This window comes from Cupriavidus sp. CPT47-8839-RL05A (genome assembly GCF_058792255.1).
On record NZ_JBYTEG010000004.1, the window covers coordinates 142,728 to 158,679 of the forward strand.

Genomic DNA, 15,952 nt, shown 5'->3' on the forward strand with positions numbered 1-15,952 from the left:
TCAAAAATATATCGCTTTTATTAATTTTTTGCCATGCATAGACTTTGGTTCCAGGACGGTGCGTTGCCACGCGCCGCACGTCCCCACTACACATCCATTGCCAAGAGTCTCCACACCATGAGCGAATCCACCGCAGTCCTGCCCCCGTTCCACCTGGCCTTCCCGGTCCACAGCATCGCCAGCGCGCGCGAATTCTATGGCGAGCTGCTGGGCTGCCCCGAAGGCCGCAGCTCGGAAGACTGGGTCGACTTCAATTTCTACGGCCATCAGATCGTGGCCCACCTGGCGCCGGAAGAATGCGGCCACCGCAAGACCAGCGCGGTGGACGGAGATGCCGTGCCGGTGCGCCACTTCGGCGTGGTGCTGTCGATGCACGACTGGCAGGCGGCTGCCGACAAGCTCAAGGGCGCCGGCATGCAATTCATCATCGAACCGCATATCCGCTTCAAGGGCGAGGTCGGCGAGCAGGCCACCATGTTCTTCCTGGATCCGTCGGGCAATGCGCTGGAGCTGAAGGCGTTTGCCAATATCGCCTCGTTGTTCGCCAAGTAAGTCAATAAAAGCGCGGCCACGCCGCGCCCCGACCGGCCCGCAGGCCGGCACTCCACGCGGCGCCGAAGCCAGCGCCGCGTGTCCGCCCCCAAGCAGCAAGAGCCTGACATGCAAAAAATCCTGGTAGCCAATCGCGGCGAGATTGCCTGTCGCATCATCCGCGCCGCACAGGCGCTTGGCATCGAGACCGTGGCCGTGTATTCCGAGGCCGACGCCGGTGCACTGCATTGCCAGATGGCCGACGTGGCCATGTCCATCGGCCCCGCCCCAGCGGCACAAAGCTATCTGAATACCGAAGCCGTCCTGGCAGCCGGCCTGGCGCATGGCGCCGACGGCGTGCATCCGGGCTACGGCTTCCTCTCCGAGAACACTGCCTTTGCCCAGGCCGCCGAGGCCGCCGGCATGCGCTGGATCGGGCCCTCGGTCGAATCGATCGAGAACATGGGCGACAAGAACCGCGCGCGCGAGATCGCAGCCGCCTGCGGGGTGCCGGTCCTGCCGGGCAGCATCCGCTTTCTGCCCGGTGAGCTGGCTGGCCTGGAAGACGCTGCCGCGCAAGTCGGCTATCCGCTGCTGGTCAAGGCCGCAGGCGGTGGCGGCGGCATCGGCATGAAACGCGTCGATAGCCCCGACACGCTGGCAGCCACGGCGGCCTCCACGCAGGCGCTCGCGCTCAAGGCCTTCGGCGACGGCAGCGTTTACCTGGAGCGCTACGTCGCGCGCGCACGCCATATCGAAGTCCAGGTATTCGGCTATGGCGACGGCACGGCCGTGCATCTGTTCGAGCGTGAATGCTCGGTGCAGCGCCGCTTCCAGAAGATCATCGAAGAAAGCCCGGCACCCGGCCTGCCGCCCGCGGTGCTGGCACGCATGACTGCCGCGGCCGTCGCGCTGGCCGAATCGCAACGCTACCGCGGTGCCGGCACGGTCGAGTTCATCGTCGATGCCGACAGCGGCGAGTTCTTCTTCCTCGAGATGAATACCCGCATCCAGGTCGAGCACGGTGTCACCGAGGCGGTCACCGGCTGGGACCTGGTGCAGGCGCAGATCCGGCTTGCAGCCGGCACCCTCGCGCGGGTTGCGCAAGCCGACATCCGCCGCCAGGGCGCGGCGATCGAGTGCCGGCTATATGCCGAAAACCCGGCCCGCCATTTCATGCCGTCGCCGGGCAAGCTGTCGGCCTTCGCGCTGCCAGCGATGCGGGCGTTGCGCGTCGACACCGGCGTGCGCGCGGGCGACACCATCACGCCCTACTACGACCCGATGATCGCCAAGCTGATCACGCACGGCGCCGGGCGCGAGTCTGCGCGCCAGGCGATGCTGGACGCGCTGGCGCAGACGCGCATCGAAGGGATTCGCCATAACGTCGAGTTCCTTGGCAACGTGCTGGCGCACCCCGACTTCCGCGCGGGCCAGGTCGATACCGGCTTCGTCACGCGCGAGAGCGCCCGGCTGATCGGCGCGAGCGCGGCGCCGCACGCGGCTGCGCCTGCCGTCGCCAGCGAGGTGCAGCCCGAGGTGCAACCATGAACGCGCTGCCTCTCGACATGGCACCCGCCGCGGCCATCCCGTGGCGCATCGAACCGTCGGGCGATCGCCTGCTCGTGGTTGCATTCGAGGCCGGCCGTGATGCCACCGCATTGAGCACTGCCAATCGACAAGCCTGCGCCGCGGCGGCGCGCATTGGTGCCGCCGCATTGCCGGGCGTGACCGATATCGTGCCCGCGCTGGCGACCGTGGGCATCCACTACCGTCCGTCCGCCGTTAGCGCCGCGCCAGGCACGGCACCGTTCCAGGCGCTGAGCGCAGCGCTGTCCGTGCTGCTTGCCGAGCCACTCGGCGCCTTGACCGCCTCCGCTCGCGTGGTCGAGATCCCGGTCTGCTACGGCGGCGACCACGGGCCTGATCTTGAGGAGGTGGCCGCAAGCTGCGGGCTCGCGCCCGATGCTGTGATCGCGCTGCATAGTGCGGCGCCGGTCGAAGTGCTGATGCTGGGTTTCGCGCCCGGCCACCCGTATGTGGGCAAGTTCGACGCACGCCTGGCCCCGCCACGGCGCACCACGCCGCGCACCGCCGTGCCCGCCGGCTCGATCGGGCTGGCCAACTGCCAGTCCGTGATCTATCCGATGGTGCTGCCCGGCGGCTGGAACCTGATCGGGCGCACGCCACTGGCCTTGTTCGATCCGCACCGCGATGCGCCTTGTCTGCTCAATGCAGGCGACCAGGTGCGCTTCGTGCCGGTCTCGGCCGCACAGTTCGACGACATTGCCGCGTCGCAAGGCACCCCCTCACCGGCCCATGGAGCGATTCGATGACCACTACACCGGTACAACCAACCGGCGCCGCCATCGAGGTGATCAAGCCCGGTGCGCTGAGCACGTTCCAGGACCTCGGCCGCGTCGGCTACCAGCAGCTCGGCGTGCCCGCCAACGGCGTCATGGACGAGCGCGCGCATCGGCTGGCCAATGCGCTGGTCGGCAATACGCAGGATACCGCGACCCTGGAGATCACACTGATGGGCCCCACGCTGCGCTTTGACGCGGCCACTGCCGTGGGGGTCTGCGGCGCCGATCTCGACGCAAGCATCGACGGCACGCCACTGCCCACCGCGCAGGCATGCGTGGTGCCGGCCGGCGCGACGCTGAGCTTCGGCAAGCGCAAGAGCGGGCTGCGCGCCTACCTGGCAGTGGCAGGCGGCTTTGCGCTGGATCCGGTCATGAACAGCCACAGCACCTTCGTGCGTGGCGGATATGGCGGCTTGCAGGGCAAGCCGCTGCGCAAGGCCGATGTGATCGGCTTGTGCGCCCCGCGTGCCGCGCTGCCCGAGGCTCTGCCGCAGGCGCGCTTCGCCGCCGGCATCGTGGCAGCGCCCGAGGCCCCGCTGCGCGTGGTGCGCGGGCGCGAGTGGGATGACTTCAGCGCCGCCGCGCAGGCGGCATTCACCAGCGCGGAGTTCCGTATCGGTGCGCAGTCCGACCGAATGGGCTACCGCCTCGAAGGGCCGGCGCTGGCCCTGTCCTCGCCGCGCGAGATGTGGTCCGAAGCGGTGGCATTCGGCACGATCCAGGTGCCGCCCGACGGCCAGCCGATCGTGCTGATGGCAGACCGCCAGACCACGGGCGGCTATCCCAAGATCGCCCATGTCTGCGCCGTGGACCTGCCGCGGCTGGCGCAGCGCATGCCCGGTGAGAGCGTGCGCTTCACCGTGGTCGAGCTGGAGGAAGCGCAACGGCTCGCGCAGTTGCAGGATGCGGCCTTCGCGGCGCTGGAGCGCGGCCATGGCTAAGATCGATTTCAACAGCGACCTGGGCGAAAGCTTTGGCATCTACCGCCTTGGCGATGACGCGGCGGTGCTGCACCATATCAGCTCCGCCAACATCGCGTGCGGCCTGCATGCCGGCGATCCGCAGACCATCGCCGCAACGGTGCGGGCCGCGGTGGCCCGGGGCGTGGCGGTGGGCGCGCATCCCGGCTTTGCCGACCTGCAGGGCTTCGGCCGCCGCGCCATGACGCTGTCGGCAGGCGAGATCTACAACCTGACCGTCTACCAGGTCGGCGCAGTGCAGGCCTTTGCCCGCGCCGCCGGCAGTTGCCTCGCCCATGTAAAACCCCACGGCGCGCTGTACAACATGGCGGCGCGCGACGACGGCATGGCGCGCGCCCTTGCTGAAGCCGTGCGCGACGTCAACCCTGCCCTGCTGTTCTTTGGCCTGGCCGGCTCGGCAATGGTGCGCGCCGCGCGGGAGGCCGGCCTGGCGGTCGCCGAGGAAGTATTTGCCGACCGCAGCTACCAGGCGGACGGATCGCTGACGCCGCGCGGACAGCCCGGCGCGATGATCACCGACGTCGGCACCGCGGTGGCGCAGGTGCTGCGCATGGTCCGCGACGGCGTGGTGCGCTCGCAGCAGGGCACCGACGTGCCGGTGCGCGCCGACACGCTGTGCATCCATGGCGATCAGCCCGGCGCGGCCGGCTTCGCGCGCGATATTCGCGCCGCTCTGGAGGCCGAAGGCATCACGGTCCGCGCCCCGCGTACCACGGCGGTTCGCTGACTGCCTCCCTCCCTAATCCGGATCAACAAATCAAGAGCCCCCATGCCAGACCAACCGAACGCCTTGCCCATCGTCGCGGAGACCACCGGTACGTTGTGGAAGATCGTGGCCGTGCCAAATGTTGCGCAAGCGCGCGATGCCACGCTGGTGATTATTGAATCCATGAAAATGGAAATTCCCGTGGAAGCGCCCGCCGACGGTTATGTGGCTGAGTACCTGGTTGGTGAGGGTGAGCCAGTCGAGGAAGGGCAGGTATTGGGCGCGTTTATTCCCGCGGGCTGATTTAACCACCGTCATTCCCGCCTTCGCGGGAATGACAGTAGCTGTTGATGCGTTATCTGAACGGGAGCACGCGAATTACCTCATTAATGAGTGCCCGTACTGAAGCAATGAACAGGCAGTAATACGGCGGCAGCAGTGCATGCCGTGCCCCGCAAGAGAACACGGCATGCACCCAGCCAGTTCATTCTGGCGCAACCGAATAAAAGGAGACAGCAAAATGGATGGTCATCACCGACCAGGACAAGTCGCGCTTATTCCCACGGAATTTCACAGTTGATTTTGACTGGCACGTTTGTTGCTGAAAAAAACAGAGCTTCCATGCGTGCATTAACGCTGTGAATGCAGCAAGGACTGACCTGACAAAGCAGGCAGTCCATTAACAACAGGTACGCAGCCGCGGTTACAGCGGCGCAGCGTACCGGTATTCATGCTCAGACCCCGGGACCCGCAGGATGCCACCGGCAGCCGGCGCGGCTTCTTTCACCCTGTTTCTGGAAACGTGATCATGTCCAACGCCCCCACTTCCACGCTGCCGCTGGCGGATGCCCCTGCCTCGGCCCCCATCTCGGCCCCAGTCACCGGCGATGTCGCCGTGGCCCGCAAGGCCGCGGTGGCCGCCGCTGCCGGCACAGCCATCGAGTACTACGAATTCGGCATCTATGGCTACCTGGCCGCCACCATCGGGCCGCTGTTCTTTCCGGGCGACAACGCCACCGCGTCGCTGCTGGCGATCCTGGCGGTTTTCGGCAGCGCCTTCCTGATGCGCCCGATCGGCGGCATCGTGCTGGGCCGGCTCGGCGACCGCATCGGCCGACGCGCCGTGCTGCTGGTCACCGTGATCGGCATGGGCGTTGCCACTGCCGCCATCGGCGTGCTGCCCGTTGCCGCGAGCGCGGGCCTTGCGGCGCCGCTGTTGCTGCTGCTGATCCGGCTGGTGCAAGGGTTCTTCGCCGGGGGCGAAGTCACGGGCGCGGCGGCATACGTGGCCGAATCGGCACCATCCGGCAGGCGCGGCTTCTTCGGCTCGTTCACGCCGGTGGGTGTGGCCATCGGCGGCGCACTGGCGGCAACCGTGTGCGGGCTGACCACCTCCATCCTCGGCAGCGAAGCCATGACGGCATGGGGCTGGCGCATCCCGTTCCTGAGCGCCATCCCGATGGTGATGATCTCGTTCCTGGTGCGTAAGCGCGTGGAAGAGTCGGTGGCATTCCAGCATTTCCAGCAACACAACGAACCGCCCAAGGCACCGCTGAAGGAAGTGTTCAGCCAGCACACGCCCGCGGTGCTCAAGGTGCTGGTGTTGTCCTTCGGGCAGAATGTGGGCTATTGGGTGGGCCTGGTGTTCATGAACATCTACATGACCACCTACCTCCAGTACGACAAGGCCAGCGTCTACTGGATCATGGCCTTCGTCAGCCTCACCATGGCGGTGCTGATGCCGTTCTGGGGCGCCCTTTCCGACCGCCTGGGCCGGCGCAAGGTGCTCGCCATCGGCTTTGTCGGCTACATCGTGCTGGTGGTGCCGATGATGGCGCTGATGGACCAGCAGAATATCGGCCTGGCCTTCCTCGCCATGCTGATCGTGGCGCTGCCGATGCCGATCGTGCAGTCCGTCGGCTATCCCACCTACGCCGAGCAGTTCCCGACCCGCGTGCGCTATTCCGGCATGGCCTTCAGCTTCAACCTTGGCGCCATCCTCGGCGGGGGCGTGACGCCATATGTGGCTACCGCGCTGATCGGCGCCACCGGCAACCTGCTCTCGCCCGCGTACCTGCTGATGGGCGGCTCGGGCATCGCATTGCTTGGGCTGCTGCGCGTCAGGGAAACCTCGCGCGAGGCGCTGCGCTAACGCGCCACCGGCCTGGAGCGACCTGACATGCATGACGCTACCGTTGCGCTGCCCGGCTGGGCAGCCAGCCCGGCCACCGCGCGCGCCGCCATCCGCAGCGGTGCCTGGCACGGGCACACTGCCGGCATGGCGCCCGGCCGCGTGCAGGGCAACCTGATGATCCTGCCACGCCAGTGGGCCGACGATTTCCTCGGCTATTGCCGTGCCAACCCCGTGCCCTGCCCGCTGATCGGCATGACCGAGCCTGGCTCGCCGCTGGTGCCGGGGCTGGGCGAAGATATCGACCTGCGCACCGACCTGCCGCGCTACCGGATCTGGCGCGATGGCAAGCTGGCCGGAGAGTGCGGCGACATCGGCGCGTTGTGGCGCGACGACTTTGTCGGCTTCGTGCTGGGCTGCTCGCTGTCCTTCGAAGATGCGCTTCAGCGCGCCGGCCTGGCCGTGCGGCATGTCGATGAAGGCAAGGTGGTGCCGATGTACCGCACCAGCATCAAGACCACGCAGGTGGGGCCGTTCCGCGGGCCGATGGTAGTGTCGATGCGCCCCTATACGCCGGCACAGGCCGCGCGCGCCAGCGAGATCTGCGCAGCGTTGCCGGCAGCGCATGGCAAACCGGTGCATGCCGGCGATCCGTCAGCGATCGGCATTGCAGACGTCAACCGTCCCGACGAAGGCGAGCCCACCGCCATCCTGCCAGGCGAGATCCCGGTATTCTGGGGCTGCGGCGTGACGCCTCAGGCCGCGGCCGTGCAGACGCGGCTGCCGCTGTGTATCACGCATGCGCCCGGCTACATGCTGGTGGGCGACGTGGCGATCGAGGACGTCACGCTTATCTGAGGTTTCTGTTGGCGTTTTCGCGCTTGCCGCTCCCAGCACCGATCCCAGGAAGTGCATCGGCGCCAGTACGCAGATCATGCATCCCGCCGCGTGGTCCCGGGAAAACTGCAGAAACTCAGCTCAATGAGGAGATTTTTACCGTCATGGTCTGGATAGCAAACGGGAGGCGTCAATGGAAAGGCGCGGACGGCGGTAAGCATCCTCGACAACGTGAGCGCAGCCACGATGGTGCTCACGATGATCTCCATCGGCGTGCCCGGTCCGAAAATCCCCTGCACACCGCACTGGCGCAGCAAGCGGCTGTGGCCTGCCGGAACAATGCCGCCGACGAAGACCGGCACATCGGAGTCGCGCTGCCGCAAGGCGTGTAGCAGCGCCGGCAGCAGATCCAGATGCGCGCCGCCAAGCGTGGAGATGCCGATGGCATCGAAGTCTCCATCGCAGGCGGCAGACGCAACCGCATCGGCGGACTGGAACAGCGGCGTCAGTTCGACCACGAACCCGGCATCGGCAAGCCCGGCCGCCACCGCTTTCGCACCGCGGTCGTGGCCATCCTGGCCGAGCTTGGCCACGAAGATCCGGGGCGCGCGGCCGAGCCGCTCGCGCAGCGCACTGACGCACTCGCAGGCCGCCAGCCATTCCTTGTTGCCGGCGCGAGCCGTGCCGTACAGCGCAGCGTCGTAGGACGCCCGCACCGTATGGCGCGGCCAGACCTGGAGCAGCGCCCGGGTACATTCCCCGACCGTGGCGCGGCAACGCATCGCGTCGATTGCACCGGCGAGCAGGTTGGGGCCGCCGCGCTTGGCGGCCTCGGTCAGCGCCGCCAGCGCATGCCTGACCGCAGCGTCATCGCGGCGGCTGCGCAGCGCGTCCAGGCGGCGTGCCTGTTGCACGCGCACCCGGGTACCGTCGATCTCCAGGCATTCCTGGCCATTGCCGTCGGGCTCCTGGTAGCGGTTGACACCCACCACGACCTCTTCCTGCGCATCGAGCCGAGCCTGCGTCCGCAGCGCAGCCTGGTGGATGCGCCGCTGCACCCAGCCGGATTCGAGGGCTGCCAGGGTGCCACCCTGGGCATCGATGTGCGCCAGCACCGCGCGAACCTCCGTCACCATGCGGCCGGTCAGCGACTCGATCAGGTAGGAGCCCGCCCACGGGTCCGCCACCTCGCACAGGCCAAATTCATGCTGGAGGACCAGTTGCGTATCGCGAGCCAGCCGCGAGGCCTGCGCGCCCGGCAATGCCAGCGCCTCGTCAAAGCCGTTGGTATGCAGCGACTGCGTACCGCCAAAGATCGCAGCCATCGCCTCGACCGTGGTGCGCGCGATATTGTTGAGCGGCTGCTGCGCGGCGAGCGTCCAGCCCGAAGTCTGGCAATGCATGCGCATCGCCATGGCGCGCGCGCTGGTGCCACCCAGTTCGCGCACGATGTCGTGCCACAGGAGCCGCGCGGCGCGCAGCTTGGCGATCTCAATGAAGAATTGCTTGCCGACGCCGAAAAAGAAGCTTAGTCCGCCGCAGAATGCGTCGACATCAAGGCCACGCTCACGCAGCAGGCCGACATAGGTCCTGGCATTGGCCAGTGTCAGCGCCAGTTCCAGCACCGGATCGGCTCCCGCTTCCTGGAAGTGATAGCCCGAGATCGACATGCCATTGAATTTCGGCGCATGCGCCGCCAGCCATTCGACCACGTCGGTGGCGATGCGCAGCGACGGCTGCGGCGCATGGATCCAGGTGTTCCGGACCATGAACTCCTTGAGGATGTCGTTCTGGATGGTGCCGCGCAGCTGTTCGAACGGGACGCCCGATTCCTCGGCCGCGACCAGGAACGCTGCCAGTACGGGGAGCACCGCACCACTCATTGTCATCGATACCGACACACGGTCCAGCGCAATGCCTTCGAACAGGCGCCGCATATCGTCGACCGAGTCGATGGCCACACCGGCCATGCCGACATCGGCCTGCGCCAGTGGATCGTCGGAATCGTAGCCGCGATGGGTCGGCAGGTCGAAGGCCACCGACAAGCCCTGCGCGCCCTGCTTCAAAGCCTCGCGATAGGCGAGGTTCGACGTCGCGGCGTCGCCGTATCCCCCGTACTGGCGGATGGTCCATGGCCTGCCGCGGTACATGGAGGGATAGGGGCCACGAACGAACGGGGCCTCGCCGGGCATGCCGCCCAGGTGGCCAAGGCCAGTCAGGTCGCCGGGCCCGTAGACCGGCTTCAGCTCAAGGGCGCCTGCCGGGTCATCCCGTTTCGCGTTCATCGCTGCCTCCAGCGCTTCTGCGTGACCACATCGGCGATCTTCTCGCCGTCGCGGCTGCGTCGGATCTCACACCAGTGCGTCAATCCCTCCTCGTCCTCGCGCAGCGCGGAAAAGGTCAGCTCCAGCGACTCGCCGACATTGACGTTGCCATGGAAGAACAGGTCCCGCGCGAACACCGTGGGCGGATCCGCGTCGCGGCGCCATTGCCATTCCGCGCGATCGACCATGGCCTGGAAGCTGGCGAAGTACAGCAGGTCGGCGCCGTTGAAGTCGTTGCAGGGGCACGGCAAGTATTCGGCCGCGTGGCAGACGCGATGCCGGGCCTGATCGAGCCCGAGATGCGTACCCCAATCGCCGCAGCGAAAACGCCGTGCCAGCAGCGACAGTTCCGCCGCCTGGGCCGACGAGCCGGCGCCGGCCCACTGCGCGGCCACGGTCGGCATGGTGCGCACGACCGAGCGGTTGTCCCGCTCACGCGTGCGGCGGATGAAGGTGGACAGCATCGTCACGCTGGCGCGGCGGTCCCCCTGCATGTCGACGGTATGTTCGCTGAGGTGCTTCACGCCGCCCGCTGGCACGATGCGCGAGCCGATGCTGAACTCGGCGTGCTCGCCGATCGTTTGCGGCGCCGCGTCGCGCACGCGGATCGCGGTGAACGCCGCATACACCGGATGGCCTCCGGCATCCCTGAAGTCCGGCACCCCCAGGCCGGCGCCGGCGGCCTGCAGGCGCCAGTGCAGGTCGCCGCAGGTCTTCAGCAGCCAGTTCTCTGACAGGCCGGTATATGCCAACTGGGGCATGCCGGCCACATGGCGCGAGACGACGGCTTCCATGTCAGGCGGCCAGCGCGGTGTCGCCCCGGCCTGCGGCGATCAGGGCGGCCAGGTACTCGGCGTCGCGGGCGATGCCGGAGAATCGCCCCGACCCCCACGTGTGCAGCCAGGGCAGGCCAAGGAAGTACAGGCCGGCGTGTGCGGTCACGCCGCGTTCGTGACCCGGATAACCGCGGCCGTTGAACACCGGCACTTCGAGCCAGCTGAAATCCGGTCGGAAGCCGATGCACCAGATGATCGAACCAATGCCGGCTGCCTGGAGATCCAGTTCGGTGCGCTCGGCCGGGGGCGTCCACATGGGCTCATAGACGCTCGGCGGCGGTGCCTCGATGCCCCGCTCCGCGATGAACTTGTCAATGCTCGCGTTGATGCGGTTGTAGGTCGCATCGGCGTCGTCCAGGTTGTGACGAAGGTCCGGCGCAAAACGCAGTCGGCCGTCGAGGTAGTCGTCGAGCACGCCGTAGAGCTCCATGCCCTCGGTGGCGAATTTGCGCAGGTCGATATCGCGGCCGCCGTCGCGCCCGGTGACGTAGTGATTGGTGTTGTCGCGCACGCCCTCGCGCAGCGGATGCTCGGTGACGGGCAGATCGTAGTACTTCATGTCCGCGAGCCAGTCCACGACGTCCCGCCCGCGATAGAAGCGCGCGCAACGCGGCGCCTCGCCGACGGCGAGATACACCTTGCGGCCGGCCAGATGCAGGTCTTCCGCAATCTGCGCGCCCGACTGGCCAGAGCCGACCACGAGCACCGCACCGTCTGGCAGCGACTCGGGATTCCTGTATTCGGACGATTGCAGCTGCCGGATCGACGCCGGCAAGCGCTCGGCCATGCGCGGCACGATCGGCGTGTGATAACCGCCCGAGGCCACCACCACCTGGTCCGCGGTGAATGCGCCCTGGCTCGTCACCACGGAAAATCCCCCCAGCGCGCGCGCCTTCACTTGCCGCACCTCGGTATGCTCGAGCACCGGCGCGCCGACCGTCCGGATAAAGCCATCGAGATAGGCCGCGATCTCATCCTTCTTCATGAAGCCGTGCGGCTCGTCACCCTGGTAGGGATAGCCCGGCAGCGCGCATTGCCAGTTCGGCGTCACCAGGCAGAACGCATCCCAGCGTTGCGTGCGCCAGGTGTGCGTGACCGTGTGCTTCTCGATGAGCAGATGATCGATGCCGGCCTGCTTCAGGAAGTAGCTCATCGATAGTCCGGCCTGGCCGCCGCCGACAATGATGACGCCGTAGTGCCTGGGCTCTGCGGCCTGGCCCGGATTGGTGTTGATGACGTGGGACATGTTGGATCCTTTGAGGCGAGGAATTTGGAAATCGGCTAGCTGCCAAAGCCAAGAAACTGGACGGTGGCGTCCTCCCGACCCTGGAACCGCTGCGCGGCGATTTCCAGGATGCGGAGCTGGTCCATCGCGGAGGAGCAGGCGTAGCCGTACCTGGCACACACCCGCTCGGAAGCGGCGCCCAGCGCGGTACGCGCGCGCTCGACGAACTCGTCCAGCGGATACGCCGTCCCGGCGGCAAAATGCTTCGTGACGATGGAGGATGGGGAATAGCAGGCCATCTCGGTCTGGTCAGGCCAGCGGATGCGGAAATGGGTAACCGGCATGGCAGGTCTCAGGTTGGGGAATCGATCGGCGTGGCCAGGCGCGTCGGCAGGATGAACCCCGCCTCGCGGAAGTCCCACAACGTGGCCCGTTCGCCTGCGTGCGTGAGCGTGGCGACACGGGAATCGTCGATGGCGCCGATCTGGGCGCAGGCAATGCCGCGATCGAGGAAGCGGCGTTCGACCGCCTGCGCCTCGTCGTCATCGACGGCCAGCAGGAAGCCATAGCTGGGGAATGCCGTCAGCCACCGCTCCAGCGGCACGCCAGCGGGCCTGGGAATGCGCTTCAGCGCGATGCTGGCGCCCACCCCGGAGCATTCGAGCAGCATCAGCGTGGTGCCGAGCGCACCCGCCATGCTGATGTCCTTGGCCGCCGCGCAAAGGCCGTCTTCGGCCAGCACCGGCAAGAGTTCGAGATCCGCGCGCAGTCGTTCGCCCGGTGCGCCCGTCGACGCGTTCCAGAACGGATACGGCTCCGCGAATGCGCCGCGCAGGTCCACCGCCATCAACAGGCGCTGGCCGGGACGCGCGGCGAAGCTCGACAGCAGCTTGCGCGCACGGCCGAGGATGGCCACCGCAAGCTGGCTTTGCTCGCTGCGCGCGTTGCTGTGACCGCCGACGATCGGCACGCCATAGGCGACGGACGCCGCGGCCATGCCCTTGAGCACTTCGGCGGCGTCGGCGGCGCCATGGCTCCATAGCGCATCGACCACGGCCGTCGGCCTGCCGCCCATCGCATAGATATCGCTGACGTTCACCATGACCGCGCTGTAGCCGGCGAACCACGGCATCGTGCGGATGAAATCGCTGACCAGTCCTTCGATGGCGAACAGCAGGTAGCCGTCGCCATCCCGCCATGCCGCGCAGTCGTCGCCGACATCGACAGCCATGGCTGCATTGCGTCCGGCGGCCGCGGCGCCAAGCGGCGACAACATGGCCGGGATATCGGTCTTATGCGCAAAGCCGCGGCTGCTGCGCAGCGTGTGTACGAGATCATCGAGGTTCATCGCATGGCCCTGCCTTCGGTAATCAGGCCCGCGTGCGGGGTATGGCAAGGCGGGTAATGGTTCAGATCTGCCTGCATCAGGTGGTGCGGCCGCCCGAGCAGCGTCTCCTCTGCCAGGACGTGCCAATGCAAGCGCCTGAACAAGGGCACGTTCTGACTCTGCACGTGCGCAAGGAAGCGCCGGCATCCGATCGCGTGGGCGCTGCTCACCGCCAGGCGGATCAGCGTCGCGCCGATCTTGCCCTGGCTGCGGTATGCCGCATCCACCGCCAGGCGCGAGCCGAACCACTCGCCCGGCTCGCTTTCATGGATGCGCACGGTGCCGACCACGGTGCCGGGATGGCCCGGCAACTCCGGCTCGAAGCGCACCGCCACCAGCAGTTGCGCCACGTCGTCCACCGCGTCCCGGTCGTCGCCGGCGAAGATGCCCTGCTCCTCGCAGAACACGGCCTGGCGCAAGCGATAGGCCTGCTCCGCCTCCCAGACGTGCTCCGCCCAGCGGATGCGGAACATCGGGATGCCCGGCACCTCGACGCAGAGATTGCCTTTCATAATGTTGCTCCGTCGCTCGCCAGTGCCGCCTCGCGCTCGTAGGTGGCCAGCGACGAGCACGCGCCGCACTTGCCGCAACCCGCCTTGATATCGGACGAGCGCATGCCGGCGGCGCCCAACATGGCGCCGAGCGGCTGCAGGATCGACTGCATGAAGGCCGGCGAGGGAGCCGGGTGGTCCTCCAGCGGCGTGCCGGAGATCGGCACGAAAGGCACCACGAACGGATACACCCCGAGTTCGATCAGCTCGCGCGAGATCGCCAGGATGGCTTCCGCGGTGTCGCCGAGTCCCGCGAGGATGTAGGTGCTGACCTGCCCCCTGCCGAACACGGCAACGGCAGCCTTGAAGGCTTCCATGTAGCGGCTCAGCGGCACCGACGCCTTGCCCGGCATGATGCGTTCGCGCAGCGCCGGCGTGACGACCTCGAGGTGCATGCCGAGCGTGTCGATGCCGGCGGCCTTCATGCGCTCGAACCAGCGGTCGTCGTCGGGCGGCTCGCACTGCGCCTGGATCGGCAGGTCGACCGCCGCCTTGATGGCGAAGGCGCTCTCGCAAAGAATAGCCGCACCCCGGTCCGGCGTCGGCGGCGTGCCGGTGGTCAGCACCATATGCCTGACGCCATCGAGCAGCACCGCGGCGCGTGCCACTTCGGCCAGTTGCTCGGGCGTCTTGCGCGCCACCGTACGGCCTGCCGCCAGCGACTGGCCGATCGAGCAGAACTTGCAGGTCTTCTTGCGGCTCTCGTACCGGATGCAGGTCTGCAGGACGGTCGTGGCCAGCACGTCGGCGCCATGCAGCGTGGCGATATGCGAGTACGGAATGCCCTCCAGGGTCTGCAGCGCATGGAAACGCGGCGCCTTCGGAAAGCTGATGCTGGCAATCGGGATGGTTCCGCGCATCAGCGCGCTGCGCCCCGTTCCGTCGGGCGCCTGCGCCACGAACGGCGAGTGCCACGCCGTGCTGGTATGCACCGGCACCATGATGGTCACGCCGTCGATGGTGACCGCCTTGTGGTCGGACGGACCCGCCCCGCCGCGGCGGCTGGCCGCGCCGGCATTCGGGTCTTCCAGGCGCAGCCCGACGGACTGCAGCTCAGTCATCAATTGCCGGCTCGAAGCCGGCACGGTCGCGCTGGATGTCATCGCGGATGCTCCCATGGAAGTTGGAGAAGGCGCCTGCCATCGGCACTGCCGTCACCGCCGGCCGCTCATTGATGGCCAGGCTTAGCAGTTCCGGGCGCGCGTAGTGGCCCACCGAATCCATCATTCGCTTGCGCTTGGTGATGAGCGACATGTCAAGGTCGGCAATGACCATGCCCTCACCCTCGCGCAACGGCGGCGCCAGGTGCTGCCCCTCCGGCGAGATGATTGCGGTGTTGCAGCCGCCGCGCAGCGCCTTCTGCAGCGCCGGATCGGTGGTCACAGAGGCGATCTGCGCTTCGGTCAGCCAGCCGGTGGCGTTGACGACGAAGCAGCCGGATTCCAGCGCGTGGTGCCGGATCGTGACTTCGATCTGCTCGGCAAAGATCGGCCCGACCAGCGAGCCTGGGAACTGGCTGCAGTGGATTTCCTCGTGCTGGGTCATCAGCGCATAGCGGGCCAGCGGGTTGTAGTGCTCCCAGCACGCCAGCGCGCCGACGCGGCCGATTGCCGTGTCCGCGACCTTCAGGCCGGCCGCATCGCCCTGCCCCCAGATCATCCGTTCGTGGAAGGTGGGCGTGATCTTGCGGCGCTTGACCGCGAGATTGCCCTCGGTGTCGAAGATAAGCTGCGTGTTGTACAGGCTGCCGTGGTCGCGCTCGTTCACGCCGAGCACCACGACCATGCCGTGCCGGCGTGCGCGCCCGGCGACGGCATCGGTAACCGGGCCGGGCACCACCACGGCCTGCTCGTACAGCCGCATGTGGTCGCTGCCGGAGTGCACCGGCGGCCGTACGAAGGAGAAGTACGGGTAGTACGGCACGAAGGTCTCCGGGAAGACGATCAGCTGCACGCCTTTCCCGGCGGCCTCGTCGATCGCCTCGCAGACCTTGGCCAGCGTGCCTTCGCCGCTCTCGAGGTCGGGCGCGATCTGAACCGCGGCCGCGCGCACAATGGGTTTCTGTGACATGGTGGCAC

General features: G+C 67.4%; 16 protein-coding genes. 8 read left to right on the forward strand and 8 right to left on the reverse strand.

Features of this window, described 5'->3' with window-relative positions:
• Positions 1-117: 117 nt before the first annotated feature.
• The 8 genes from AC3WVS_RS05900 (at position 118) to AC3WVS_RS05935 (ending at position 7,572) form a co-directional block, all read left to right on the forward strand.
• Positions 118-552, forward strand: coding sequence for a VOC family protein (locus AC3WVS_RS05900; RefSeq protein WP_492317791.1), 435 nt, complete (start codon positions 118-120; stop codon positions 550-552).
• A gap of 108 nt (positions 553-660) precedes the next feature.
• On the forward strand, positions 661-2,082 hold the full coding sequence (locus AC3WVS_RS05905) for an acetyl-CoA carboxylase biotin carboxylase subunit (protein ID WP_492317792.1): 1,422 nt from the start codon (positions 661-663) through the stop codon (positions 2,080-2,082).
• Positions 2,079-2,867: a 5-oxoprolinase subunit PxpB gene (pxpB, locus tag AC3WVS_RS05910; RefSeq protein WP_492317793.1), complete on the forward strand. Its 789-nt coding sequence runs from the start codon at positions 2,079-2,081 to the stop codon at positions 2,865-2,867. The genes AC3WVS_RS05905 and pxpB overlap by 4 nt, the downstream gene beginning before the upstream one ends.
• Positions 2,864-3,838 carry a 5-oxoprolinase subunit C family protein gene (locus AC3WVS_RS05915; protein WP_492317794.1) on the forward strand — a complete coding sequence of 325 codons (975 nt, stop codon included), beginning with the start codon at positions 2,864-2,866 and terminating at the stop codon, positions 3,836-3,838. The genes pxpB and AC3WVS_RS05915 overlap by 4 nt, the downstream gene beginning before the upstream one ends.
• Positions 3,831-4,604, forward strand: coding sequence for a LamB/YcsF family protein (locus AC3WVS_RS05920; protein ID WP_492317795.1), 774 nt, complete (start codon positions 3,831-3,833; stop codon positions 4,602-4,604). The genes AC3WVS_RS05915 and AC3WVS_RS05920 overlap by 8 nt, the downstream gene beginning before the upstream one ends.
• Before the next feature lie 42 nt (positions 4,605-4,646).
• Positions 4,647-4,886 carry an acyl-CoA carboxylase biotin carboxyl carrier protein subunit gene (locus tag AC3WVS_RS05925; protein WP_492317796.1) on the forward strand — a complete coding sequence of 80 codons (240 nt, stop codon included), beginning with the start codon at positions 4,647-4,649 and terminating at the stop codon, positions 4,884-4,886.
• 505 nt (positions 4,887-5,391) lie between these two features.
• Positions 5,392-6,735: an MFS transporter gene (locus AC3WVS_RS05930; protein WP_492317797.1), complete on the forward strand. Its 1,344-nt coding sequence runs from the start codon at positions 5,392-5,394 to the stop codon at positions 6,733-6,735.
• A gap of 27 nt (positions 6,736-6,762) precedes the next feature.
• Positions 6,763-7,572, forward strand: a complete 810-nt coding sequence (locus AC3WVS_RS05935; RefSeq protein ID WP_492317798.1) for a putative hydro-lyase — start codon at positions 6,763-6,765, stop codon at positions 7,570-7,572.
• 74 nt (positions 7,573-7,646) lie between these two features.
• Here AC3WVS_RS05935 and scpA read toward each other — a convergent pair whose 3' ends face one another.
• The 8 genes from scpA to AC3WVS_RS05975 are packed head-to-tail and all read right to left on the reverse strand — an operon-like array spanning position 7,647 to position 15,944.
• Positions 7,647-9,836 (reverse strand): methylmalonyl-CoA mutase, encoded by a 2,190-nt coding sequence (scpA, locus tag AC3WVS_RS05940; protein WP_492317799.1) that lies wholly within the window; start codon positions 9,834-9,836, stop codon positions 7,647-7,649.
• On the reverse strand, positions 9,833-10,669 hold the full coding sequence (locus AC3WVS_RS05945; protein ID WP_492317800.1) for a Pnap_2097 family protein: 837 nt from the start codon (positions 10,667-10,669) through the stop codon (positions 9,833-9,835). Before AC3WVS_RS05945 ends, scpA begins: the two co-directional genes overlap by 4 nt.
• Before the next feature lies 1 nt (position 10,670).
• On the reverse strand, positions 10,671-11,957 hold the full coding sequence (locus AC3WVS_RS05950; RefSeq protein ID WP_492317801.1) for an MSMEG_0569 family flavin-dependent oxidoreductase: 1,287 nt from the start codon (positions 11,955-11,957) through the stop codon (positions 10,671-10,673).
• 35 nt (positions 11,958-11,992) lie between these two features.
• Entirely contained in the window at positions 11,993-12,280 is a 288-nt protein-coding gene (locus AC3WVS_RS05955; RefSeq protein ID WP_492317802.1) for an MSMEG_0570 family nitrogen starvation response protein, read from the reverse strand.
• Positions 12,281-12,288: 8 nt separating this feature from the next.
• Positions 12,289-13,284, reverse strand: a complete 996-nt coding sequence (locus AC3WVS_RS05960; protein WP_492317803.1) for a sll0787 family AIR synthase-like protein — start codon at positions 13,282-13,284, stop codon at positions 12,289-12,291.
• Positions 13,281-13,835: an MSMEG_0567/Sll0786 family nitrogen starvation N-acetyltransferase gene (locus AC3WVS_RS05965; protein WP_492317804.1), complete on the reverse strand. Its 555-nt coding sequence runs from the start codon at positions 13,833-13,835 to the stop codon at positions 13,281-13,283. Before AC3WVS_RS05965 ends, AC3WVS_RS05960 begins: the two co-directional genes overlap by 4 nt.
• Complete coding sequence (locus AC3WVS_RS05970; protein WP_492317805.1) at positions 13,832-14,935, reverse strand: MSMEG_0568 family radical SAM protein; 1,104 nt, start codon at positions 14,933-14,935, stop codon at positions 13,832-13,834. The genes AC3WVS_RS05965 and AC3WVS_RS05970 overlap by 4 nt, the downstream gene beginning before the upstream one ends.
• Entirely contained in the window at positions 14,928-15,944 is a 1,017-nt protein-coding gene (locus tag AC3WVS_RS05975) for a Nit6803 family nitrilase (RefSeq protein ID WP_492317806.1), read from the reverse strand. The genes AC3WVS_RS05970 and AC3WVS_RS05975 overlap by 8 nt, the downstream gene beginning before the upstream one ends.
• Positions 15,945-15,952: the final 8 nt, after the last annotated feature.